The 25322-nt window shown below is 50.1% G+C and carries 24 protein-coding genes; 16 read left to right on the forward strand and 8 right to left on the reverse strand.

Going from position 1 to position 25322, the window contains the following annotated elements; genetic code table 11:
- Window positions 1-78 precede the first annotated feature (78 nt).
- The 3 genes from VK958_RS03660 to VK958_RS03670 all read right to left on the reverse strand — a co-directional run bounded on the left by VK958_RS03660 (window position 79) and on the right by VK958_RS03670 (window position 1689).
- Complete coding sequence (locus VK958_RS03660) at window positions 79-342, reverse strand: Txe/YoeB family addiction module toxin (protein WP_325239097.1); 264 nt, start codon at window positions 340-342, stop codon at window positions 79-81.
- Window positions 343-349: 7 nt separating this feature from the next.
- The gene (locus VK958_RS03665; protein WP_325239098.1) at window positions 350-604 is read right to left on the reverse strand and encodes a type II toxin-antitoxin system Phd/YefM family antitoxin; all 255 of its coding nucleotides are present in this window, start codon (window positions 602-604) and stop codon (window positions 350-352) included.
- Between the two features lie 212 nt (window positions 605-816).
- On the reverse strand, window positions 817-1689 hold the full coding sequence (locus VK958_RS03670; protein ID WP_325239099.1) for a PA4780 family RIO1-like protein kinase: 873 nt from the start codon (window positions 1687-1689) through the stop codon (window positions 817-819).
- A gap of 252 nt (window positions 1690-1941) precedes the next feature.
- Here VK958_RS03670 and VK958_RS03675 point away from each other — a divergent pair, with 252 nt between their 5' ends.
- Together VK958_RS03675 and VK958_RS03680 are read left to right on the forward strand one after the other, a co-directional pair.
- Complete coding sequence (locus VK958_RS03675; protein ID WP_325239100.1) at window positions 1942-2739, forward strand: transglutaminase family protein; 798 nt, start codon at window positions 1942-1944, stop codon at window positions 2737-2739.
- Between the two features lie 20 nt (window positions 2740-2759).
- Window positions 2760-3614, forward strand: coding sequence for a transglutaminase family protein (locus tag VK958_RS03680; protein ID WP_325239101.1), 855 nt, complete (start codon window positions 2760-2762; stop codon window positions 3612-3614).
- 190 nt (window positions 3615-3804) lie between these two features.
- Here the strand turns inward: VK958_RS03680 and tkt are convergent, their stop codons facing one another.
- The gene (tkt, locus tag VK958_RS03685) at window positions 3805-5787 is read right to left on the reverse strand and encodes a transketolase (RefSeq protein ID WP_325239102.1); all 1983 of its coding nucleotides are present in this window, start codon (window positions 5785-5787) and stop codon (window positions 3805-3807) included.
- Between the two features lie 274 nt (window positions 5788-6061).
- On the opposite strand from tkt, the gene fae reads away from it, so the two are divergent.
- On the forward strand, window positions 6062-6613 hold the full coding sequence (gene fae, locus VK958_RS03690; RefSeq protein ID WP_055828134.1) for a formaldehyde-activating enzyme: 552 nt from the start codon (window positions 6062-6064) through the stop codon (window positions 6611-6613).
- A gap of 59 nt (window positions 6614-6672) precedes the next feature.
- Here the strand turns inward: fae and VK958_RS03695 are convergent, their stop codons facing one another.
- Both VK958_RS03695 and VK958_RS03700 read right to left on the reverse strand, forming a co-directional pair.
- A complete protein-coding gene (locus tag VK958_RS03695; protein WP_325239106.1) occupies window positions 6673-7686 on the reverse strand; it encodes a Gfo/Idh/MocA family protein in 1014 nt (337 codons plus the stop codon).
- A 112-nt stretch (window positions 7687-7798) separates the two neighbouring features.
- Window positions 7799-8431 carry a response regulator transcription factor gene (locus VK958_RS03700; protein ID WP_325239108.1) on the reverse strand — a complete coding sequence of 211 codons (633 nt, stop codon included), beginning with the start codon at window positions 8429-8431 and terminating at the stop codon, window positions 7799-7801.
- Window positions 8432-8606: 175 nt separating this feature from the next.
- On the opposite strand from VK958_RS03700, the gene VK958_RS03705 reads away from it, so the two are divergent.
- The 3 genes from VK958_RS03705 (at window position 8607) to VK958_RS03715 (ending at window position 13388) form a co-directional block, all read left to right on the forward strand.
- Window positions 8607-9818 carry a hypothetical protein gene (locus VK958_RS03705; RefSeq protein WP_325239109.1) on the forward strand — a complete coding sequence of 404 codons (1212 nt, stop codon included), beginning with the start codon at window positions 8607-8609 and terminating at the stop codon, window positions 9816-9818.
- Between the two features lie 26 nt (window positions 9819-9844).
- Window positions 9845-11716, forward strand: a complete 1872-nt coding sequence (locus VK958_RS03710; protein WP_325239110.1) for an ATP-binding protein — start codon at window positions 9845-9847, stop codon at window positions 11714-11716.
- A 130-nt stretch (window positions 11717-11846) separates the two neighbouring features.
- Window positions 11847-13388, forward strand: coding sequence for a PEP-CTERM sorting domain-containing protein (locus VK958_RS03715; protein WP_325239111.1), 1542 nt, complete (start codon window positions 11847-11849; stop codon window positions 13386-13388).
- Window positions 13389-13524: 136 nt separating this feature from the next.
- On the opposite strand, the gene VK958_RS03720 is transcribed toward VK958_RS03715, so the two are convergent.
- Window positions 13525-14076 carry a thioredoxin family protein gene (locus VK958_RS03720; RefSeq protein ID WP_325239112.1) on the reverse strand — a complete coding sequence of 184 codons (552 nt, stop codon included), beginning with the start codon at window positions 14074-14076 and terminating at the stop codon, window positions 13525-13527.
- Window positions 14077-14289: 213 nt separating this feature from the next.
- Between VK958_RS03720 and VK958_RS03725 the strand changes: the two genes are divergently transcribed.
- The 10 genes from VK958_RS03725 (at window position 14290) to VK958_RS03770 (ending at window position 24079) form a co-directional block, all read left to right on the forward strand.
- Window positions 14290-15024 (forward strand): 16S rRNA (uracil(1498)-N(3))-methyltransferase, encoded by a 735-nt coding sequence (locus VK958_RS03725; protein ID WP_325239113.1) that lies wholly within the window; start codon window positions 14290-14292, stop codon window positions 15022-15024.
- Window positions 15025-15058: 34 nt separating this feature from the next.
- A complete protein-coding gene (locus VK958_RS03730) occupies window positions 15059-15988 on the forward strand; it encodes an AEC family transporter (protein WP_325239114.1) in 930 nt (309 codons plus the stop codon).
- Window positions 15989-16141: 153 nt separating this feature from the next.
- Entirely contained in the window at window positions 16142-17314 is a 1173-nt protein-coding gene (gene cfa / locus VK958_RS03735) for a cyclopropane fatty acyl phospholipid synthase (RefSeq protein ID WP_325239115.1), read from the forward strand.
- A 126-nt stretch (window positions 17315-17440) separates the two neighbouring features.
- On the forward strand, window positions 17441-19012 hold the full coding sequence (argA, locus tag VK958_RS03740) for an amino-acid N-acetyltransferase (protein ID WP_325239116.1): 1572 nt from the start codon (window positions 17441-17443) through the stop codon (window positions 19010-19012).
- Window positions 19013-19232: 220 nt separating this feature from the next.
- Window positions 19233-20117: an acetylglutamate kinase gene (gene argB / locus VK958_RS03745; RefSeq protein ID WP_055828162.1), complete on the forward strand. Its 885-nt coding sequence runs from the start codon at window positions 19233-19235 to the stop codon at window positions 20115-20117.
- Window positions 20118-20170: 53 nt separating this feature from the next.
- Entirely contained in the window at window positions 20171-20842 is a 672-nt protein-coding gene (locus VK958_RS03750; protein ID WP_325239118.1) for a pyrimidine 5'-nucleotidase, read from the forward strand.
- Window positions 20843-20888: 46 nt separating this feature from the next.
- On the forward strand, window positions 20889-21482 hold the full coding sequence (slmA, locus tag VK958_RS03755) for a nucleoid occlusion factor SlmA (protein WP_325239119.1): 594 nt from the start codon (window positions 20889-20891) through the stop codon (window positions 21480-21482).
- 202 nt (window positions 21483-21684) lie between these two features.
- The gene (locus VK958_RS03760; protein WP_325239120.1) at window positions 21685-21909 is read left to right on the forward strand and encodes a DUF2788 domain-containing protein; all 225 of its coding nucleotides are present in this window, start codon (window positions 21685-21687) and stop codon (window positions 21907-21909) included.
- Window positions 21910-22147: 238 nt separating this feature from the next.
- A complete protein-coding gene (locus VK958_RS03765) occupies window positions 22148-22933 on the forward strand; it encodes a DUF2189 domain-containing protein (RefSeq protein ID WP_325239122.1) in 786 nt (261 codons plus the stop codon).
- Between the two features lie 207 nt (window positions 22934-23140).
- Entirely contained in the window at window positions 23141-24079 is a 939-nt protein-coding gene (locus tag VK958_RS03770) for a GGDEF domain-containing protein (protein WP_325239123.1), read from the forward strand.
- A gap of 3 nt (window positions 24080-24082) precedes the next feature.
- Here VK958_RS03770 and VK958_RS03775 read toward each other — a convergent pair whose 3' ends face one another.
- Window positions 24083-25315, reverse strand: coding sequence for a multifunctional CCA addition/repair protein (locus tag VK958_RS03775; protein ID WP_325239125.1), 1233 nt, complete (start codon window positions 25313-25315; stop codon window positions 24083-24085).
- Window positions 25316-25322 lie beyond the last annotated feature (7 nt).

The raw sequence follows: 25322 nt of genomic DNA on the forward strand, positions 1-25322 counted from the left end.
ATCAAACTTGCCGCGGTGATTAGTGACCAACAAAGAAAAACCGCCTTCTGGAGACGGTTTGATATTTACCAGTAAGCATTATGAATAATGATAGCGACAACCCACAATCTGCAATTCTGACTCAGTCACCTGATAAACCAGCCGATTGACATCATCAATCCGGCGAGACCAAAAACCTGTCAAATCCCCTTTGAGTGGTTCTGGTTTGGCAATTCCCGTAAATGGCTCTCTTGCTGATGCTTCAATCAACATATTAATGCGCTTGAGTGTTTTCTTATCTTGCGTCTGCCAATAAAGATAATCATCCCAGGCTTTAGGTGTAAAGACGATTAACCTTGCCATGAGATATTTATTCTTTAATAAGTGTCTTAAGTTCGGCTTTGCCTGCTTTGAGTTGCGCGATAGACTCAGCCAGATGCGCAGCATTGGCCGGGCTTTGGAGAAGATGCAATGTCTCCATCAAGCTGTTGTAATGATCAAGTGACATGACCACGGCATCAGCTGCATCACGGCGGTTGATGATGGTGACATCCACATCATTCACCACTTGATCGAGGACTGTTTTAAGGGAGTTGCGAGCCTCAGAATAACTAATGACATGCATAACGCCTCCGACTTGTTCAATTAATTGTGCAAGTATAGCGCTAATGAATAATGTTTTCAAATAGCTTGTGAAAGCTCAATGCACAAGAAAATGTGCCTGATAAATTATTGAATAATCTTGTTCATCAATATTGCCAAGTCATTGAATTAGTCCAAAAAGAAAAACCGCCTTACACGAGGCGGTTTAGTTAATGGCCAAACATTAGTCAACAATCATCGCCCTGCTTTTGGCAATGCCGCTTTTGCTTCTGCCAAGCGCATTTGTTTGGCGGCTTCTTCATCGCGGACGGCATCAATCACACGGACTACGCTCTTCAAATCCACAGGTTTGTTATCTTGCTTGAATCTGCCAGTCAGCTCGGTTTCAAGGGTAAGGTCGCCATGCGCGTAGAGTGCCCAAATCTCTTTGCCATATTCTGTGGTGAGTAGCTCAGGCGCAAATTGGCCGAAGAAATCAGCCAGGTTGCGGACATCGCGTTCCAGCATGCTCATGGCGTGGTTGTTGCCTGCGGCATCTACCGCTTGCGGTAAGTCGATGATCACCGGGCCGTTTTCACTGAGCAGTATGTTGAATTCGGAAAGGTCGCCATGCACGATACCGGCACACAACATGCGCACGACTTCTTTGAGTAGCGTTTGATGATGCTGGCGGGCTTCTTCAGCGGTAAACACAATATCGTTTAGCCTGGGCGCGGCGTTACCTTGAGCGTCAGCAACTAAATCCATAATCAACACACCTTCGTAGAATTGATATGGGGTTGGCACGGTGACTCCCGCGGCAGCCAGGCGGTACAAGGCATCGACTTCGGCGCTTTGCCAGGCTTCTTCTTGTGCCTGTTTGCCGTATTTGGAGCCTTTAGCCATGGCACGCGCCTGACGGCTGCTTTTGACTTTGCGGCCTTCGGTGTAATCGACACTCTGGCGGAAGCTGCGTTTATTGGCTTCTTTGTAGACCTTGGCGCAACGGGTTTCGTCTCCACAGCGTACGACATATACGGTGGCTTCTTTGCCACTCATTAACTGGCGGATGACATCATCAATAATGCCATCTTCAATCAGGGGTTCTAATCTTTGCGGGGTTTTCATAATGCAGGCTAATAATAATTTTGGTCAGACTACCATTAAATGCCAAAAACGTGGCAAGTCTTGCAAATCAAGCGAACTTTTGAATCGTATGTGCGTCATGTAAAGGTCATGCGCAGTTTATCGATGTGAAGGGCAATATTAGTAAGGCATTGAGAGGAATTGGCTGATTCAATGCACTTGAACAAAAACTATACGCAGTGTTTATCAAAGCAGGCTAAAATGAAAATGAATACACCACATAAGGATCACACAATGTGGCTACGTACTGAATGTGACATCACATTTAATGTCAGTATCCCTACCCCCTTTATTTTAATGTTGCGTCCGCGTAGCGGTGTGCAGCAGTGGGTAGCGCGACAGTCTTATACGATTACTCCCAGTGTGCCGGTAATGGAGTATACCGATACGTATGGCAACCTTTGCCAGCGGCTGGTAGCGCCTGTGGGCAAATTTAGTATCAGCACATCGGCCGATATTTTAACGGCGGACGGGATTGATACCGCACCCGGGGCGCCGTTTGATGATGTGCAAAACCTCCCCGATGAAGTACTCACCTACCTGTTGCCTTCGCGCTATTGCGAGTCGGACAAGTTGCTTGATTTAGGCCAGCAGATCGTTGCCAATGCGCAGCCTGGGTATGACCAGGTGATGGCGATTGAACAATGGATACGGCAAAACATTAACTACAACACAGACTCTATACACTATCAACTCTCTGCCGTTGAGGTTAACCAGGAGCGGGAAGGTGTCTGCCGTGAACTGGCACACCTGGGCATCGCCTTATGTCGCGGATTGTGTATCCCTGCGCGGATGGTGGTGGGGTTTTTACATGAACTGCAACCAATGGACTTCCATGCCTGGTTTGAGGCTTATGTGAATGGCAGATGGTATACCTTTGACCCTACCCAGGCTTTTCCTCGCGGTGGACGTGTGACCGTCGCTTATGGGCACGATGCTGCCGATGTGGCTATTTTTAACCAGTTCGGTCCGGCACTGAGCCCTGAAGAGATGCTGGTGCGCGTGACCCAACTTCCGGGCGCCCCTGGTTAACGTGGCCTGATGCAGACACTATGAAACGCATTAGAATCAAACATCTTACCGAGTATCGTTTTGCCTCACCGGTGACGCTGCAACAACATTGCCTGCTGATACGGCCGCGAGAAGGCCACGATCTGCGTATCGAATCTTCTATCCTGAACATATCGCCGGCTTATCAGATCCGATGGTCGCGGGATGTGTTTGATAATTCGTTGGCGACTGTCAACTTTTTGCAGCCGAGTGACAAGCTGACCATCGCCAGCGAAGTGGTGATACAACATTATGAAGAGGCACCGCTGGATTTCTGGATGGATGCCTATGCGGTGAACTATCCGTTTAGTTATGCACAAGCCGAATGGGCCGATCTGGCAGCTTTCCAGCGCCCGGTGTTTGCACAAGACGAAACTCAGGTGCATCAATGGCTGGTGCAACTTGGGTTGCTCAATGGCCAGCGCAACACGTTTGAGATGCTCACTACCTTGAACCAGGCGATTTATACACAATTCCGTTATCAGGTGCGTGAGGCAGCAGGCGTACAAACCCCCGCCACTACCCTCCAGTATGGCAGCGGTTCATGCCGCGATTATGCCACGCTGTTCATTGAGGCTTGCCGTCATCTGGGGCTCGCCAGCCGGTTTGTCAGTGGTTATCTGCATGCCCCTGCCACCGAGGCAGGCAACGCCACAACCCATGCCTGGGCAGAAGTGTATTTGCCGGGTACCGGCTGGAAAGGCTTTGACCCGACTTCTGGTCTAGTCACAGGGACACACCACATCGCCGTGGCGGTGGCTCGCGACCCGGAAGCGGTTCCTCCGGTTGCTGGAAGTTTCATCGGGCCCAATGTGGCGCCTATACTGCAGGTCAATGTGCAGGTGAATTTACTCTGATTCGTGAAGAGTGATTGCCGGTTTGCCCACTATGCTCTGCAATAACCAGCGCCTGATACTCACATAACTGAGTGACCTGGGTGGTTCTTGGTGCTGACGCCAAAAACTTGATGCCTCACACCTTCAATAAAGAGACATAAAAAAACCGCCCCACAAGGAGGCGGTTTTTATTCGGTCAATCTGTCTTAAATTACAGAACAGATTTAACAGTAGCTACAACGTTCTCTACCGTGAAACCGAAGTGCTTCATCAGTGCGCCGCCAGGAGCAGACTCACCGAATGTGTCGATACCGACAACAGCACCTTCTAAACCTACATACTTACGCCAGAAGTCTGGGTGAGCAGCTTCAACAGCTACGCGAACAACGCCTGGAGTCAGAACGCTGTCTTTGTAAGCCTGGTCTTGGCGGTCGAATACGTTAGTAGATGGCATGGAAACCACACGTACTTTAGTACCGGCAGCGTTCAACTCAGCAGCCGCTTTCACAGCCAGATCCAGCTCGGAACCGTTAGCGATGATGATCACTTGTGCGCCAGCAACGTCGGAGAGTACGTAGCCACCCTTGCGGATTGCGTCGAAGTCTTTAGCGTCGTGCTTGATACCTGGCAGGTTTTGACGAGACAGAACCAAGCTTGTTGGACCGTCTTTCTTCTCAACTGCAGCAACCCATGCCACTGTTGTTTCAGTGGCATCAGCTGGACGCCATACATCCATACGTGGAATGTAACGCAAGCCAGATGTGTTCTCAACTGGTTGGTGAGTTGGGCCATCTTCGCCTTGACCGATAGAGTCATGGGTCAGTACATAGATCACACGTTGATGCATCAACGCAGACATACGCATACCGTTCTTCATGTAGTCAGAAAACATGTGGAATGTACCACCGAATGGCAACAGGCCACCGTGCAATGCCACACCGTTCATGATCGCAGCCATACCGAATTCACGTACACCGTAAGAGATGTAGTTACCTGGCTCTTTCGCATTTACGTGTACGAAGCTACCAGTTGAAGTCAGGTTAGAACCAGTCAAGTCAGCTGAGCCGCCCAGGAACTCTGGCAACAATGGAGCCAAAGCGCCAATCGCGTTTTGTGAAGCTTTACGTGAAGCAACACCTTCTGCTTTTTCGTTGATAGCAGCGATGATTTTGTCTGTTTCTGCTTTCCAGTTAGCTGGCAGGTCGTTGTTCATACGACGCTTGAACTCTGCAGCTTCAGCCGGGAATGCTTTTTCGTAAGCTGCGAATTTTTCATTCCAGCTAGACTCTCTGGCAGCACCTTTAACTTTTTGGTCCCAGCCTTCATATACATCAGCAGGAATCACGAATGGCTCATGTGCCCAGCCGATTTCAGCCCGTGTAGCAGCAACTTCAGCGTCGCCTAATGCAGAACCGTGGCAGTCATGTGAACCAGACTTGTTTGGTGAACCTTTACCAATGATTGTTTTACAGCAGATCAATGATGGTTTGTCAGTCACTGATTTGGCTTCGTCAATGGCTTTTTGGATTGCAGCCTGGTCGTGACCATCTACTGAAACAACGTGCCAGCCGTATGACTTGAAGCGGCCTGCGGTGTCGTCTGTGTACCAGCCTTCGATGTGACCATCGATAGAGATACCATTGTCATCCCAGAAAGCCATCAGTTTGCCCAGGCCCCAGGTACCGGCCAAAGCACAAGCTTCGTGAGAAACGCCTTCCATCATACAACCGTCGCCCAGGAACACGTATGTGTAGTGGTCAACGATGTCATGGCCTGGCTTGTTGAACTGGTTAGCCAGCAGTTTTTCAGCCATTGCGAAACCAACCGCATTAGCGATACCCTGACCCAATGGACCGGTAGTGGTTTCAATGCCTGGTGCGTAGCCGTATTCCGGGTGACCAGCACAGCGTGAGTGCAATTGACGGAAAGTCTTTATATCTTCGATACCTAAATCGTAACCTGTCAGGTGCAGTAAAGAATAAATCAGCATTGAGCCATGGCCGTTTGACAACACGAAGCGGTCACGGTTAGCCCATTGTGGATTTGTAGGATTGTGGCTCAAATTGTGGTTCCAAACCACTTCAGCAATTTCCGCCATGCCCATAGGAGCGCCTGGGTGACCGGAGTTTGCTTTTTGTACAGCATCCATGCTCAAAGCACGGATAGCGTTGCACAAGTCGACACGTGTTGCCATTGTTTTCTCCCAAATGAAAATAAGAGCGGTCTTACACAAAAAGCTGCAAAACCTTGATTGAATTCTTTAAAAAGGGCGAGAATCAGCCCTTTTACGGAAAGGGTAGATTATTCCTTAGAACCCGTTTTTCATCAAGGGTTAATGAGTATTTAATTATCGTGGCAAGCGGTAGCAGTGAAATCAAAAACCTGATAAATCAATGCTGGCGGATAGCAATGACTGGCGTTTTCCCCTACCATGTAAAAAAATGCATTGACCACAAAGGAGTATGTAAATGTCTGACGATAGAATCATTATGCGTGTCGGTGAAGCCCTGGTAGCTGGCGGCCCACCGGGAACTGCAGCCGAACCTGAAGTAGCGATTGGTGAAATGAACGGCCCGATGGGCACTGCGTTTGCCAACCTGCTGGGCGACCAGGTGAAAGGTCACACCCGTGTGCTGGCGATTATGAACACTGACATCATGGTGCGCCCGGCGACTTTGATGGTGAGCAAGGTCACGGTAAAAGACCCGCGCTATACCAATATCCTGATGGGCACCGTGCAAGGCGCGATTGCCAATGGCGTACTGGATGCCGTGCGTAGTGGCGATATCCCGAAAGAAAAGGCCAATGATCTGGGTATTATTGTCTCGGTATGGTTAAGCCCGGCGATCCTGGAGCAGGATAAAATAGACCACAAAGCATTATTTGATATCCATCGCGAAGCGACTTTCAAGGCGATCCAGAAAGCGTTGCGCAATGAGCCCAGCATAGACTGGTTACTGGAAAATCAGGAAAAGATTGTGCACAAGTATTACCAGATGGGTCTGGACAATAAAATCTAACCTATCCATAGATCTGCATAAAAAAAGGATGCCTGAGCATCCTTTTTTTATGCGCGCTTTTACTGCGTCAATGCAGAAATCACCATTTCAATCGCCCTGCAATTACCTTTGGCATCCGCAAACGTCAGCAAAGGTGATTTGCCATTCAGCACACAGTCACTGAAGTGCTCGATTTCGAGATTAAAGTGATTGGCTTTGGGTAATATGATCGTTTCTGATTTACCACCGGCCTCCCAGCTGATCACCGGATCATCCGTTGGATAACTCCACATATTATGGCAACGGATAAAGCCTTTATCGCCGATCAACTCATATTCCGCTTTGCGTCCACGCTCGAAACTCACATCAAAATGACCTAATTTCGCACGCCCTTGTGCATCAGGACCAAAATCCAGAATCCCGCTGGCAACGACATCGGCGCCATGCTCATTTAACTTTCCGTATGCGACTACATTGATCGGCTCGGCAGGTTCGCCGCTTCTCCCGAAACACCAACGCAAGGCATGAATGGCATAAGGCCCGATATCCCACATCGCGCCGCCGCCATGCGCCATATCACGGCTAATGCGGTACATACGTGCCGGCGCCATCAGGAAAGAGAAGCTGGCACGACAGGACAAAACATCACCGATCAGCCCACTTTCGACCAACTCACGTACTTTGGCTTGCTGAGGGTGAAAGCGGTACATAAAACCTTCCATCACTATCACGCCTTTAGCTTTAGCTGCGGCTTCAATCCTGCTGATATCCGCCAGGCTGGTGGCCATCGGTTTTTCAATCAGGATATGCTTGCCCGCTTCAATCGCCTTCAGCGCCCACTCAGCATGTTCTTCATTGGCCATCGGGCAATAAATCGCCTGCACATTGCTGTCGTGAATCAGGCTATCCATATCGTCATAGCAAGTCACGCCGCTGACATTCGGCGCATACTTATCCAGAATGGCTTTTGCGGCCCCGGCACGACGGCTGGCAATTGCGACCAATTGGGAATTTTCAGCTTCTACAATGGCCGGCAGTAAGCGTTCATTGACGCGGGCGGCACCTAAAATGCCCCAGTTGAGTTTTGTTGTCATGGTTGTTCCTGTCTTCTGATTTTGGCTGATTATACCCCGCAAAAAATGGCGGGATATTTAACTCGTCATGAAGGGAAGACAAAAACAGGCCAGCATAAGTGCCGTGTTAATTCTAAATCAGGCCCATTTTTTGCGCAGTGATAGCGGCTTCAGCCCTGGAGGATACATTTAACTTGCGGTAGATTTCTTTGACATAGCCGGCAATGGTGTTGCGCTTGAGGCCAAGCATACTGGCGGTTTCGGCCATGGTCATGCCTTTGGCAATAATCGACAAAACCTCTTTTTCACGCTCTGTCAGTAATTCTTGCGCCTGGGTACTGTAGGGCTCGTGAAAGTGGCGCAATAATTTCCGGGCAATGGCAGGGGACAATGGCGGCTGGCCGGTGACGATGCCATTCAGCGCCTGGATCAATGCTGCTTGAGGCTGGTCTTTAAGCAGGTAACCATGCGCACCCGCACGCAATGCAGGGAAAATGTGTCTATCGTCGTCAAAAATGCTGGCAACTACACAAATTGTGTGTGGAGAATGACGATTAAACCATTCAATTACCGTGATACCGCTCCCATCTGGTAGACTTAAATCTATCAAGGCAATATCAACAGCCTGGCTAGTCGCAATCAACGCAATCGCTTGTGCGATATTATTTGCAGAGCTGATCTCAATGCCAGGAAAGCTATTGTGTAATACTTCTGATAACCACAGCTGTGATTCCGGCGTATCTTCAAGTATGAAAGCAGTTTTCATTGGTGGCTTGTGCGTGCGCTCAAATAAATACCAGTGACTATATACGAATTTAAAAAGAATACACTCCCGCAAACGGGGGTATCAAAGACCCACAACAAGAATAATGCGTACTCAATTTAATAGCACAATGACTGAAGTTTTGCCTATGCACGGGAATCACCCAGCCGTTTTGCTGATGTTAATCGCATCTTCAATCGTTATGCCGGATGCGCTGGCTTCGGACAATATCCCTACAGCATCCTATTTCGCGCTGGACACCATGGCACCCGAAAATAGCTGGGCGATCCGCTTTGAGCAGCGCAGCAGCCATTTTGATGAACGTTATGATGACCGCGGCCATTTGTCGCCATTAGGGAGCAGCTTTAATAACCTGAACCTGAATGCCAGCATGTTCCCGGCGCTCTCAGCGCTAGGGCCCGGTGCCTCTTTGGGTACCACGCGGTTTGATCATAAAACCGATAACCGGATCAGCATTTTAACCATTGGGTATGGCCTGACACCCGACATTACCGTGGGCGCCATTATTCCCTATGGTGTTTCTCAGTCGCGGGTTAATTTCAGCGTCGATGGCGGCAATGTCGGCTTCAACCCGGCTTTCAATGCCAATCAGCCAATTGGACCTGGCAATTTCCCGTTTGCACCGGCAGGTGGCGGCATTCCGGCAATGGGGACTACGGGCGTGCAAAACATCCTGACCAATCCGGCCTTCGGCTACCAATACAAAACCTTGCAAAATACGCGCAGCGAAGGCTTTAGTGACCCCACATTAGGCGTGTTATGGCGTGCGATGAAAACGCCCGGCGAAAGCTTGATTCTCGGAGTGGGATTACGCTTAGGCCTGGCAAAAAAAGATGACCCGGATAATTTACTGGATACCCCTTTGGGTGATGGCAGCACCGACATCCGCACCCGTGCGGAATATTTTTATGATCTCGGCGCTAACTTTGACTTGCGCCTGCTGGCTGATTACAACTGGCAATTTTCAGACAATGCCCGCATGCGGTTGCCAGCCCTCAGCCAGGAGCTGGCATTAGCCAGCTCGAAGCAAAAGCTGGACAGGGATTTGGGTGATTACTATGAAGCGGATATTGAATTAGGTTACCGTTGGTCAAACTGGCGGTTTGCGAGTACCTGGCACCGCTTTGAGAAAAAATCCGATGATTACAGATCACCTGTTGGCACGGATACTTCAGCCCTGGAGGCTTACACCGACAGGCGTGCCGATCAATACCGGGTCAGTGCGACCTGGAGTGGCGTGCAGGCATGGCAGCAGGGAAAGTTGCCGCTGCCAGTGATTGTAAAACTGGAATTTCAGGATACGTTCGCCGGACGTAACTTTGTCGATGTGCAGGATATTTACCTGCAAGTCATCACTTTGTTCAAATGATTAAACAGCGCATTCCAAATCATTTCATGAGGCTGCTGGTGGGCGGGCTGATCGGCTTTTGCCTTCTCTTGCAAACTGCTTTTGCTGAACAGGCATCACACACTGCGGTTACACAGTCATTTAAACCCAGCCAGGCCTCCTTTATACCCAGCGCCCTTGAAACACCGCCAGATGCACAGGCAACATGGAAGCCTGTCACGCTGCCTGACTTGTGGAAACTTAATCACCCGGCGGTTGATGGCGCCGGCTGGTATCGTTTTCAATTTGATTACAGCAACCTCAATGCAAATGAAATTTATGCTTTGTATCTTTCGAGGATAAGCCTGAATGCGGAGGCCTACCTGAATGGAAAAAAAATCGGCTCGGGCGGCTCATTTGCCGAACCCATTGCTCGCAACTGGAACCGGCCACTGTTATTTACCATACCGCCGGACACACTGAGAGTGACTGGAAACACGTTATACATCCGGCTGATCGCCCCGCAATACTCGCAGGGCATGCTTTACCCGCCAGAAATCAACCTGCTGCATAGCCTGCAGCCAGCATATGAAAAAGCGAGATTTATCCGCATCACCCTCAACCAGACCTCCAGCCTGCTGATCGTCGGCATCGGCCTGCTGATGCTCAGCCTGTGGTGGCGCCGGAAACAGGATACCGCCTATGGCCTGTTTGGGTTGGCTGCCTTCGTGTGGGCGTTGCAATCCCTCAATTTTTACATTATCACTGCACCGCTACCCACGGCGTTGTGGGAGGTACTGGTGAATGCCAGTTTCCAGGCGATTGCATCCTTGTGGCTGATTTCACTGCTCGATTTTGTCGGCATCCGCTTGCAACGTTTTAATCAGTTACTGTGGGCAATACTGGTTCTCGCTCCTGTTACATTACTGCTAACGCCTCCAGCCTACTTTACTTACGCCACTGATTTCTGGCATTTGATCACCATGCTGGTGGTGATTTTCGGCTTGGTATTGCTCGCAAAAACCGGGGTTGTCGACCGCAACAAGGATGCCAAACTTTTATTAATGACGCTGAGCATTATCCTGCTGTTTGCGTTTCATGACTGGCTGATTCATACAAACCTCCCAGGCATCAATGCCTGGCTGATCACCGAAGAAGAATACCTGATGCAGTTTTCGGCACCGGTGCTGTTCCTGATTGTCGGGCTGATGATGACCTCGCGTTATGTCGGTGCGCTCAACAATTACGAGCAACTCAACCAGGAGCTGGAACAGCGCGTAGTGAGCAAACACCAGGAACTGAACGATAACTTCCACCAACTGCAAACCAGCCTGAAGGAACAGGCAACGCTGGAAGAACGCGAACGCATTTACCAGGATTTGCACGATGACCTGGGCGCCAAACTGCTGACACTGGTTTACCGGGCGCAAAATTCCAATAACGCTGAACTGGCGAGATCTGCTTTGCAAGATTTACGCGATGTAGTCTCACGCGCCGGCGATGAAAACACTACGCTCACCTACATCATGGCCGATTACCGGATTGAGTGCGAAAAGCGTTTGGGCGATGTGCAGATACAACTGCAATGGGATAACCAGGTTGATGATGATCGCTTGCAACTTAGTCAACCACAGGCATTGAATTTGGGCAGGATCATCCGTGAAGCTGTTTCGAATGTCATCCGCCATGCACAAGCGACGCTAGTCACGGTGACACTGCGACTAGATGCTGATCATTTGCTGCTAGAGATCCAGGACAATGGCATGGGCTTGCCTCCCGCTACTGACAAATCCATGGGGCGTGGCTTAAGCAATATTCAAAAGCGCGCATCTTTATTAGGGGGTGAAGTGCACTTTGCACACAGTGCCTCTGGTGGTTTAAAGCTAAGCATTCAATTACCCAGACGATTACTTCACCACCACCCAGCCTCGCTTACCTGAATTTACACCCTTTGGCTGCTAAACCACCCCAATACCCCCTGTTCAGGGGGTGCACGCTTTTCTCATGATCCGTTAGTCTTAGTCCAAATTAGAAAAATGCTAATAGTTACTATTGAGAGAGGAAGTCAACATGACTTTTACAAAACGCGTGAGCATCACAGGCGCTATGAGACAGCAAGCCAGCGATGGATTAACAATACTGGGAATTGGGTTGAGCCTACTGGTACCGGTCTCATCCCACGCCAGTGAAATCGCCACCAATATCTATTTATCCTTCAGTGAGTCGGCAGATTTCAGTCAGGGCATAGACAAACTCCTTTCACTGGATAGTGCGACCGCAGATGCGCGGCTACTGACCACCCGCCTGGGCACCTTCAGTGGCGGCAGTATGGTTTTCACGCTAAATGGCCGCCAAAGTGTTTCCATAAATGATCCCGGTGTCGCCACCCTCCCCGAGGCACAACGCAATTTTTTACAGGCGAATGCCAGCGCAACAGCCACTGGTGGATTAATCGCTGAGCCAGTCGCATTAAACTTAAACACGCTCTGGTTCTGCGTAAATACCTCGTTGAAATGCAATAGCAATGAGGTGTTCAGCCCCTTAAGAAGCAACACACCGGCGATGAATGCACCTGCAGATGCGTCGGCGCTGTTAGCCCCGATCCACTTGCAAGCCAGTGCAACCGCCACACTACTGAATGACAATGCCACATTGAACTTCGGTAAACTGCACTTAAATGGCACTTGGCAAGTCAATGCACAATTCACGGCCAAAACAACGACACAGTATGTGACCGACGCATTGAACGCTACCTCAGGACTTGGTGGTACAGGTTCTGCCCGTTGGGGATCCGCAGCGGCAGACGTGCTGGCACTGCGAACCGCTAACTGGACAGATGTCACAGTGGTCAACAACCTGAAGGCCAGCCGCACACCTGAGCTTGAAGCTGCACAACGGCTATTGGCAGTCGCGCGTGACAGTGCCGCGTTAGTGGCAACAGGCAACGCCGACGGGACCAGCTTCACTTCTCAATTTTCGCTCACTCAACAATTATGGAATGTGGTGGCTACTGCTGATCCGGCACTGGGGCGTAGCGCGGCCGGCAGTCACAGTGAAAATCTTTTGAACACAGATGTAGCGGCAGAACTGGCCGTGATGCGCATGATATTAAACGGTGCAAATGACACCAGTTTTGTCTCAGATCTGGCACATGCCCTGGGCAACCCATTGACGGTGAGCTCATCACCCGTGTTAACGCTAGATGGCGCACTTCTGGGCCTGACAGACGCGACGCTATCAGTGTTCTATTTGGGTTCAGACAGCGGGCGGGTAGAGATTGAGCTGGCAGGAGCCGAACGTTATGCACTTTGGCGCACGGGCTTTGAAAATATTGCTTTTCTGGAAGGAGCAGCGGATGGCGTCACCGTCCTTGGCGGTAATTATGACGGCACACAAATCCGTCTCGGAGAAACACAATATATCGGTGAAGGTTTTGGTGGATTGCTATATTTGAGTGGCAATCAAACAGCATCCAGGCTGCAACTCAACAATTTTTACAGCAACCAGCTGTTAGTCGTTGCCAGCTGGGCCGTCACACCCGTACCAGAGCCCAGTGTATGGTGCTTGCTGCTGTTTGGCTTGGTGCTGATCGGGCGTATGAAAAGAAACTGACACTCAAACTAAAAACAATAAACTGGTTGTAGTCACCTCAAGCAATCTTTAAGCGCACTTGCGGCCTGCTTAAAGATTGCAGTTTTCTCTAACTAACGATCCGAGTAACGCTGCATTTGCGAGCGTATCGAAGTAATTACTCTTTCCACTTAATAGAACAACCGATGCTCTGTACCTGATCTTTCGGCCCATGCCCGGTTTGACTAACCTGCTTCATTGCCCTGAATAAATCGCGTGTACTTTCGGGGGCAGTTTCTTTACGGCTTTCATCAAAGCGTCCGCGGTATTGCAGCTCGAAATTTTTATTAAAGCCAAAGAAATCCGGGGTGCAAACCGCATCATATGCCTTGGCAACCTTCTGAGCTTCATCCAACAAATAAGGGAATGGCAGCGCCAATTCTTCAGACAGTTTTTTCATATTCTCCGGACTATCTTCCGGGTAATCAGAAGGGTCGTTGGACATGATGGCGACTGTATTGATGCCTAACGTTTTCAACTCAGTGACATCGGCAATCAGGCGCGGCAAGATGGCTTTGACATACGGGCAGTGGTTGCAGATAAACATCACCAGCAGGCCTTTTGGACCCATGCTTTCCTGCAGATTTACCAGTTTGCCGTTGACATCCGGCAGATTAAATTCAGGAGCTTTCCAGCCAAAATTGCATGCCGGGGGATTGATACTAGCCATATGATTCCTTTCAAAAACTTTATAGACCATCACTATATAACTTTGTGCAATTTCGGCGAAGGCTCACGCGGGGAGCCAATATTCTCCGTTGCAATACTCCAGCAGATGAGCAATCAAACCACTATGGTACGTTATTCAGGGGCACAGGTGAGTGTCAGAACCGAATGTCGGGACTGAATGCCAGTATCCGGCATTTTGGTTACAATGTGATGCATGAGTAACTTACGCTTTTTTAGCCCCTCACCTCTCGCCATCGGCCAAAAGACTGCACTCAGCGAAAATGCTGCTGCGCATGCCATCCGCGTCATGCGCCTTAAAGAGGGTGATACGCTGACATTGTTTTGTGGCGATGGCTTTGATTATCAGTGTGTACTAACTCACGTTGGGAAAAAAGTGGCCGATGTAGAAGTTCAGAGTCGCACAGCGGTGAGCAATGAGTCGCCACTACACATTCGATTGCTACAGGGGATTTCCAGTGGCGACCGCATGGATTACACCATCCAGAAAGCAGTTGAGCTAGGAGTGACCGAGATATTTCCGCTGACCACAGAGCGCTGCGTGACAAAGTTGAGTGGCGACCGTGCTGAGAAACGCGTAGAACATTGGCAAGGCGTGGCGATAGCCGCTTGTGAACAAAGTGGCCGCGCCCTAATGCCGATCGTGCATGCGCCAGTCACATTGCCACAATGGTTTGGCCAGCATGAAACACAATCCAGCCTGAGTATCCTGTTAAATCCGGTGGGTGCCAGCCAGCTGGCGCAACTGGCAAAACCCGATAGCCACATCAATATTCTGATCGGGCCTGAAGGCGGCTTAAGCCCTGCCGAAATTGCCTTAGCCAGTCAGCATCACTTTCAATCTATTGTGCTTGGTCCAAGGATATTGCGTACTGAAACAGCGGCCCTGACTGCCATCGCCAGCATGCAAACCCTGTGGGGTGATTTTTAGAGAGATGGCCAGATGCACAAGAAAGTGATCAACGATGTTTAATGTCATGCTGCAAATGGCGCTGCTGATTCTGGCAGGCATCGCCTGGCAACGATTTGCACCTGCGCATATCTCCCCGACTTCGCACAGACGCGCACTGACAGATCTGGTGTTTTATATTTTGCTGCCCGCGCTGGTGATCGACGTATTGTGGCAAGCACCGCTGGATTCAGATACGTTCAGTATCCAGTTGACCGCTGTGTCGCGGCTGGCTTCTGCTGCTTTAATGATGTGGCTGAGTTTGAAAGTATTCCATTATCTTTTGCCTATTCCGCGTGCGCAGCAAGGCGCGCTGATGCTGGCAGCCACCTTTCCCAATGCGACTTACCTGGGCTTACCAGTGACCAGTGAAGTGCTAGGTGACTGGGCACAGGAGATGGTGCTGAAATTTGATCTGTTCGCATGTACACCTATCCTGCTTTCCATCGGCATCATGATGGGGCAAGCCTATGGTCATAGTGAAACCCGTACCCACCCTTTTAAAGAACTGCTGAAAGTACCGCCTCTATGGGCACTTGTTATTGCCTGCATCCTGAACCTGACGCATACACCCCAACCTGAAATGATAGGCCATACGCTACACACGCTGGCAGGTGGCGTGGTGCCCCTGATGTTGATTGCATTAGGCATGAGCATACGCTGGGATACTTTCAAAATCGCCTTGCTGCCAAAATTATTGCCGGTGTGCATCATAGGTTTGCTGATTGCGCCATTGATAGCCCTGACGGTAGCGCAATCCCTTGGCCTCGGCGGTCATACGCTGACCGCGATTACATTGTTGAGTGCGATGCCGACAATGGTGTTTGGTGTCATCATCTGTGAACGCTACCACCTGGACGGCGCACTCTACGCAGCTGCTGTTTTTTCTACGACCCTGCTTAGCATCCTCACCCTGCCAATCTGGTTCCAGTTCCTGTCCCGCTAAGCGCTTTTGCGCTGATAGAACAAATCACAAAATGGCTGGTCAACCTTTATACGTTATATAACGAGTTTTCATCGATCAGCCCGCTCTTTAATATAACTTAAAGAACAGCCTGATTACTTATGATCCGTATGCGTTTTGGAGGAGTTGATCGCGATGCCAAAAACTACCGTCAATCATTATGTGGAACACCCGCCCGCTCCTCCGGAGACGCTGATCAGGCTGCTTGAAAAAACAGGAGTCACCATCAATGGCCATGCGCCATGGGATGTGCAGGTTTATGATGAAACCGTTTACCGTGACGTGCTGACACGCGGCACACTAGGTTTCGGGCAAGCCTACATTGAAGGCCGCTGGGATTGTGCCCGTCTCGATGAGTTTTTTACCCGCGTGATGCGCGCCGATATTGATCAGGAAATGGGCGGCTGGGGCAAGCTGCAATTATTAGGAGATATCCTTCGACATGCCCTTTTCAACCTGCAGGCACCTGACCGTGCGTTTCAAGTCGCACAACTCCACTACGATATAGGCAATGATGTATTTGAGGCGATGCTGGATTCCAGCATGAGTTATTCCTGTGCCTATTGGGAACATGCACATACGCTGGAAGAAGCTCAGGCACACAAACTGGATATGATCTGCCGCAAACTGGATTTGCAGCCTGGCGAGCGGGTGCTTGAAATCGGTTGTGGCTGGGGTGGGTTAGCGAAACATATGGCGCAACATTATGGCGTTAACGTGGTCGGCATCACGGTATCTGTAGAACAGCAAGCCATGGCGAAAGAACGTTGCACAGGGTTGCCGGTAGATATACAGCTGCTGGATTACCGTGAACTGCAAGGCCAGTTCGACAAGATCGTCTCCGTGGGCATGTTTGAACATGTCGGGCCAAAAAATTACCTGGTGTATTTTGAAACGGCGCAACGCCTACTCAAAGATAATGGCCTGTTTTTACTGCACACCATAGGCAATCACAAAACCGCGCTGTATACCGATGCCTGGATAGACCGCTACATTTTCCCGAATGGCAAACTCCCCTCTGCCAGTGAAATCACCATGGCGATTGAAAAGAAGTTCCTGATTGAAGACTGGCATAATTTCGGTCAGGATTATGACCGCACCCTGATGGCCTGGTGGGATAAATTCAGCCGTGCCTGGCCAGAACTGCAGTTTAAATATGATGAAAGTTTTTACCGTATGTGGAAATACTACCTGATGTGTTGTGCAGGCTATTTCCGCTCGCGGCAAGGCCAACTTTGGCAACTGGTACTCAGCAAACGGCAGAGCACCCGCATTTACCGATCGGTGCGTACGGTAGCGACCAGTTGATGTGAATAATTCGTCTCTCTCTGTAACATTTGACATGACGGCTCAGGCCGTCATTTTTTATGTTTAATTTGCATAAAAAACCATATTGATTTATTGTTTTGCAAATTAAACTCAAATAAAAATGAAATGATCGGTTCAAATATTAGGAATTTGCGAAAATCGCAAAATCTCACCTTGCAGCAACTGGCTTCGCGCATGGGTACCGACACCAGTAATTTGTCGCGCATTGAACGCGGTGAGATCGGTATTTCTGAAGCCCTGTTACGTGCCGCTGCGCAGGCCCTGAGTACCACCCCAGGCCGCCTGTATGATGCCGATTTAACACCCAGCAACCTGACCAATACGCCGCAGGCTATTCTCTCCAGCGCCAACAGCAAAGACTTTGTGCACTGGTTCCGCTCGGCAGCACCTTATATCCATGCGTTTGGCGGTAGCACCTTTGTGATTGCGTTTGGTGGCGAAGTGGTCAGTGAACAACAATTTATCGCGCTTTCCCATGATCTGAACCTGCTTGCCAGCCTGGAAGTCAGGCTGGTGCTGGTGCATGGCGCTCGTCCACAGATTGAGCATAGACTCAAGCGCGACCACCTGATCCCCCAAATGCATAACGGCCTGCGGATTACTGATGACAACGCGATGGAAGCGGTAAAAGAGGCTAATGGTACGGTACGGGTAGAAATCGAATCCCTGCTTTCAATGGGCATCAGCAACTCACCAATGGCGGGTAGCGATATCCGGGTCGCCAGCGGTAATTTTGTCACTGCAAAGCCGTTGGGCGTGCGCGACGGTGTAGACCTGCAACATACAGGAGAAGTACGCAAGATTGATGCGATCGGCATCCAGAAACGCCTCGACGATGGTGAGTTGGTGCTGCTTTCGCCCATGGGCTACTCGCCGACAGGTGAAATATTCAACCTGACACTGGAGGATGTGGCCGTGAGTGCCGCTATTGCCCTGGATGCGGAAAAGCTGATCTTCCTGATGGGTTCTGAAGGCATACATAACTTGCGCGGCGAATTACTGCGCGAGATGACTTCGGCAAAAGCCAAGAACCTGCTGCGTAATGTGCAGGAAAGCGATGAGCCGATTAATTATTCCGAAGATGTGAACTATTACCTGCCTGCTGCCGTGCGCGCCTGTGAGCATGGCGTTGCCAGGACGCACCTGATTTCACGGCATATCGACGGTGCCATCATCCAGGAACTGTTCACCCGGCAGGGCATAGGCACCATGATCACTGAACTGCCGCTGGAAACCATGCGCCAGGCCAATATCGATGATGTCGGCGGTATCCTGATGCTGATCGAGCCGCTGGAAAATGAAGGTATCCTGGTGCGACGCGGGCGTGAGCGGATTGAAATGGAGATCAACTATTTCTACGTGATGGAACATGATAACCGCGTCATCGGCTGTGCAGCACTCTACCCTTTCCCCACAGAAAAAATGGTGGAATTTGCCTGCCTGGCCATCGACCCCGCTTACCGCGGTGGTGGACGTGGCGACAAACTATTTAATTATTGCCAGGAACAGGCGAAAGCCATGGGCAATAACGTATTGTTCTGCCTGACGACACGCACTGAGCACTGGTTCCTGGAGCGCGGCTTTACCGAGCAAACTGTCGATCAATTGCCGCAAGAAAAACAGCAACTTTATAATCTGCAGCGGAAATCCAAGGTATTCGTGAAGGTGCTGACCTAGCAATTATTTCAACAAAAGCAATCTTCGAAATGGCTGATGTAGGTGTCAGCCATTTTTTTGCCTGCGATTCAATGCTTGCAGACTTTATTATTAGTTAAAAATCTGAACGAAGCCCACAAAAACATTTCTTATTGAACATCTACAGTAAAATTCTCGCTCAGTCATTCACTGTTTAACACCCAGCAGATAGAATACACATATTCTCAATAGCCAAATCCATATGATGAACATATCAAAAGCCGCCCAAAAGGCGCAAACCCTGTCCGAAGCCCTGCCCTACATCAAACGTTTTTTCGATAAAACCATTGTAATCAAATACGGCGGCAATGCGATGACCGATGAACGCCTGAAAGAATGTTTCGCGCAGGATGTGGTCTTGCTGAAACTGGTCGGCATGAACCCTGTGGTGGTGCACGGCGGCGGCCCGCAGATCAATGAAATGCTGGATAAACTGGGCAAAAAAGGCGAGTTTATCCAGGGCATGCGCGTGACCGATGAAGAAACCATGGACGTGGTGGAGATGGTACTGGGCGGCCAGGTGAACAAAGAAATCGTCAACCTGATCAACCGCCACGGCGGCAAAGCAGTAGGCTTGACCGGCCAGGATGGCAATTTCATCCACGCGCAGAAACTGCTGATGGAAGACCTGAAAGACCCGACCAAAATGATTGATGTCGGCCAGGTCGGCGAAATCACAGCCATTGATCCCAGTATCATCACTTTCCTGGATAGCGGTGATTTTATCCCGGTGGTGGCACCGATTGGTGTTGGCCGTGAAGGTGAGACTTACAACATCAATGCTGATGTGGTCGCAGGCAAGCTGGCAGAGATCCTCAATGCCGAAAAATTGATTTTGCTGACGAACACACCCGGCGTATTGGACAAAGAAGGTCAATTGCTGACCGGGCTCACGCCTAGACAGATTGACGACCTGGTTGCCGATGGCACGTTAAGTGGCGGCATGTTGCCAAAAATCAGTTCGGCATTGGATGCCGCACGTAGTGGTGTGAAAACCGTGCATATTATTGATGGTCGCGTGGAGCATGCTTTATTGCTGGAAGTACTCACGGATGAAGGCGTAGGTACTTTAATAAAGGCTAAATAACGACTATAGCTTAATTAGTTAGCCATCACTTTCATTTAGCCTCATCACATACAATGTCTCGCAGGGTGTGGATTTTCGATTTGGATGACACCCTGCATAACGCCTCCGCACACATCTTCCCGGTGATGAATCAATCCATGACGCGTTACATCATGGAACTACTGACACTGGAAGAACCGGCCGCGCATGTGCTCCGCCAGCATTACTGGCGCATTTATGGGGCCACCTTGAAGGGGCTGATGCGTCACCACGGCGTCGATCCCCACCATTTCCTGGCAGAAACACATGCATTTTTAACCGATGACATGGTGCAGGCAACCAAACAATTACGCCAGTTGCTGCAGCGCCTGCCGGGTCGAAAATGTGTATTCACCAATGCGCCGCGTGCCTATGCGGCGCAGGTGCTGGATGTATTAGGCATCAGTGACTGCTTTACGCTGGTCTTCAGTGTGGAGTCCTCACGCTTTCACGCCAAACCATCCATGCGGGGTTTTCGTATGCTGTTACGCCAGTTAGGTTGCCGCGCCGCAGATTGCACCTTGTTTGAAGATAGCCTGCCGGCCTTAATGACTGCCAAACGGCTGGGCATGCGTACGGTATGGATCAGCCGCCGGTTGCACAAACCAAACTTTGTGCAATATAGATTACCGCATGTGTTGGCACTCACTCACAGCGCGCTGAAAAAACAGCCGTCATGCATTCCCGCCCTTGGCGAATCCGGTTAAAATAGCCGCAAAATAACAACACGCATTAGGGATTCGGGATCACATCATGGCTGCCATCAACAAAGAAGTAAGAGCAAACCGCAAACAACAAATTCTGGAAACCCTGGCGAGCATGTTGCAAACGCCGCGTGGTGAAAAAATCACCACCGCGGCCCTGGCCGGTAAGCTTGAAGTTTCTGAGGCTGCCTTGTATCGCCACTTTGCCAACAAAGCCAAAATGTTCGAAGGCCTGATTGAATTTATTGAAAGTGCATTGTTCGGCGTGATCAATAAGATCACAACCGATGAAACTGATGGCCTCAAGCAAGTACAACTCATGCTCACGACCATGCTCAAATTCGCCGAGCGCAACCCCGGCATGTCCCGCGTGCTGATTGGTGATGCACTGGTGAATGAAAATGAAGCCTTGCAGTCACGCATCAACCAGCTGATAGACCGCCTGGAAGCCAGTGTTAAACAATCGCTGCGTATCGCAGAAGCACAAGGCAACAAAATCACTGACGCCAGCATTGCGGCGAATACCATGATCAGCTTTGTGGTTGGCCGCTGGCACAGTTTTGCGAAGAGCGGTTTTAAACGTAAGCCCAGTGAACAAATTGAACAACATTTGGCGCTGCTCATTACTGGCAGTTTGCAATAAGCGTTAGTTCCATATGGCCTCAACGACAATCCCCCTCTTGTGCCTCCGGGCAATGGGTCCAACATAAAGGTAACAGGCAAGCTCTCCCATTTTTTTCAGTACTATGACTACGATACACTAGCGCACATCTGAAATCTCTTCGCAGGCAACTAGTATTTTTATCACCCGGCGCATTGTTGCGCCCCCTAAAGCAGGAAACACAATGGAAGCCACCATTTTTGGCATGAATGAAGCCCAGATCACGGAACTGGGCATGACCTACGGTGTTGGCGGACTCATGCTGCTGATGCTGTTGATTGTAGGCAACCTTGCCCGCAAATCCAATGCAGGCAAAACCGGCACCTTTGCATTATTCCTGGCACTTACCCTTGGCTTGGTGGGCTTCATCGCCAAATTTGTCATCCAGTATTATTTGAATATCCGCTGAAGCTACCTGGACGCTGCTTGCCTGTTGCATAGCCAGCGTCGTTCGCGCCGTCTGTTCCGCCAAACTATGCATAAAGCACATGAATATGTGTCACACCTTTGCGCCACCCAGTTACAAATGTGTTACATTTTAATTTAAGCAATTGCACAAGCAACGCCCGCTGCGACGCATACTAATTGTGTTGATGTTCGAGAATGCGCCATTAGCGGAACATGAAACGTAACATGGGGGCAGGGTTATGAGCAGAAGCAGAGTAATTGAAACCAGTAATGTGCATGAGCCAGTAAAGATCAAAAAGCACTTACACCCCGCAATGGTGATCGACTGGTTGCATGCTGGCGTGGAGGATACTCATCTTGGGGGATGGGCCAGCCTGTCTTATGGTTTTGCCTTCACTATCACCGGCATACTGATCCATGCTTTTTTTGCTGAAAATTACTGGCTGCTAGCCGGCCTCACCACTGGCTTTTTCCTGATTGGCCCGTTTCTGGCGACTGGTCTTTATGATATAAGCCGCCGCATTGCATTGGGCCAGGCCCCTTCGCTGTTGCCCAGCCTCATCGCCTGGCTCCCCAACCTCGCAAACATTGCCTTGTTTGCTGCTTTTCTCCTGATAGCACTGGTTGCGTGGATTCAACTGTCTTTTATTATTTTCGCCTATTACTTTAACCACCAGTTGCCCACTTTTATTGATATTGTATTTAACGTCCTGACCTTCAAACAGCCGGTTTTCACGCTGGTCTATTTTTCTGTCGGGGGTTTATTTGCTGCGTTGACGTTTGCCATCAGCGTCATTGCTATCCCGTTGATGCTGGATAGCAATACCAGCGCCGGAACAGCCGCATGGGCCAGTTTGCGCGCCTGCTTGCGTAACCCTGGCGTGATGGCTCTTTGGGCATTTTGCATTGTAGTACTGATAGGCGTGGGCTTTGCCACCAACTTTCTTGGACTGATCGTGACCATGCCGGTGGCAGGCCATGCCAGCTGGCATGTATATCGCGATGTGATCGAGATTCAACCATAATCCATCCCAAAAATACCGAAAGAAATGATGGCGGTATCCAAGCCTCCATGTGTATACCGCCATCATTCTTCTTCCGTCTGCCAGCTAGACAGCATGAACCAAAAATCGAGTTAACGCTTTCTTACTTGAATGCGATTGCCGGGCTATTGCGAAGTGCATGCTAGTTAGATACCCTGCACAACATGTTGTGATAAAGATGTCCGCAAAATGAATAACTCCCCAGATGAAAATGACAGCACCATCTATAAAACGCTGCTGGAATCCACCAAAGCCATTCCCTGGAAAATTGACTGGGCGTCCAAACAATTCGCCTACATTGGCCCCCAGATCGAACAATTGCTTGGCTGGTCACAGGAAAGCTGGAAATCCGTAGAAGACTGGGCCACCCGTATCCATGAGGATGAACGTGAGCGTATCGTTAATTTCTGTGTGGAACGCTCATTACAGGGTGAAGACCATGAGGCCGATTATCGCGCACTGACCAAAGACGGCAACTATGTGTGGATCCGGGACGTGGTGCATGTAGTACGTACGCCGACAGGAGAACCGGAAGCGCTGATTGGTTTTATGTTTGATATCAGCGAGCGAAAAAAAACCGAGCAGAAACTACTGGAGTTGCAGAAACAACTGGAAGAATATTCATATAAAGATGGATTGACAGAGGTTGCCAACCGCCGCATGTTTGATACCGTGCTGGAGCGGGAGTGGCACGAAGCCAAGCGTAACCAGCATCCGCTGTCGTTAATCATGATCGATATTGATTTTTTCAAGCAATACAATGACCTGTATGGCCACCTACAGGGCGATGAAGTGTTAAAACGCGTCGCGCATACCTTGAATAACGCTGGGCTGCGCGCCAAGGACTTCTTCGCGCGCTTTGGTGGGGAGGAGTTTGCATTGATCCTGCCGGAAACCAGCGAAGCGTCTGCCATCAAGATCGCCGAACGCTGCCGCAACCTGATTTTTAAGGAACAAATTCCGCATGCGGCTTCAAAAATCAGCCAGATTCTGACAATCAGTCTCGGTGTTTCCAGCACAGTGCCGGTAAGCAATCATGAACCGAAAGCGTTTGTAGAGTTTGTAGATAGCCTGTTATATCAGGCCAAGAATGCCGGTCGCAACAGCATCAAACAAAGCAGCAAGTAGCTGTTATGAAGTAGTTTTGCGGCTAAGCGCCAGAAAAGCTTCAATTGCATGCGTTCTGGCATCTGCCACGGCTTGTTTAATTTCAGCAGGCGCGGAGAAGTTTTTTGCGATGGCACCCGCATCTACTGAGAGTGCTGCCTGCAAAGCCTTGCGCAGATGTACGGCATCATCCAGCGGACAATTTTCCAGCCCCAACCTTCCCCGGCTGTCACACTCGCACGCCAGCAGAAAATCATCGAACCGCGTGCGCTGACGAAAAGCATCCAGCTCTTCAAGAAAGTTTAGCAAGGTGCTGGATTTCATTTCGCGGGCGGCATGCAATTTGCCATGGTACTTCGCCACTACTAGCGCCAGGTCCTTACAATCGTTAGGCACTTTCAGTCGTGCAACTACATCGCGAATCTGGTCCACACTGCGTGATTCATGACCTATATGCCGCGGCAATACATCTGCCGGGGTCGTGCCTTTACCCAGATCATGCACCAGCGCAGCAAAACGCACCGGCAGGTTAAAACCTTGTTTGGCGGCATAATCAATCACCATCATGACATGCACGCCGGTATCCACTTCAGGGTGATAAATGGCTGTTTGCGGCACACCCCACAAGCGAGCCAGTTCGGGAAAAATCACCTGCAAGGCGCCACAGTCACGCAGCATTTCAAACATGCGACTGGGCTTTTTTTCCATCAGGCCTTTAGCGATTTCCTGCCATACCCGTTCCGGTACCAGTGCGTCTACTTCACCATTTGCCACCATTTCACGCATCAACGCCATTGTTTCCGGCGCGACGCTAAATTCGGTGAAGCGTGCTAAAAAGCGACCAGCGCGCAAAATACGTACAGGGTCTTCGCTGAACGCTTCAGTGACATGCCGTAAGCGTTTTTCCTGAATATCTTGCTGCCCGTGGAAAGGATCTACCAGCTTGCCATCTTCGGCCTGAGCAATGGCATTCATCGTAAAGTCACGTCGGGCGAGATCTTCTTCCAGCGTCACTTCGGGCGACGCGTAAACGCTGAAGCCTTTGTAACCTTTACCTGTTTTACGCTCAGTGCGGGCCAGCGCATGTTCCTGATGCGTTTCAGGGTGAAGAAATACCGGGAAATCCTTGCCGACTGCACGATAGCCTGCCGCCAGCATTTGATCTGGCGTGGCGCCCACAACCACATAATCCCTGTCTTTGACTGGCAAACCTAGCAGGCCATCACGGACAGCGCCGCCTACCTGATAGATTTGCATATGCATT

The organism is Methylophilus sp. (assembly GCF_035460085.1).
GTDB lineage: Bacteria > Pseudomonadota > Gammaproteobacteria > Burkholderiales > Methylophilaceae > Methylophilus.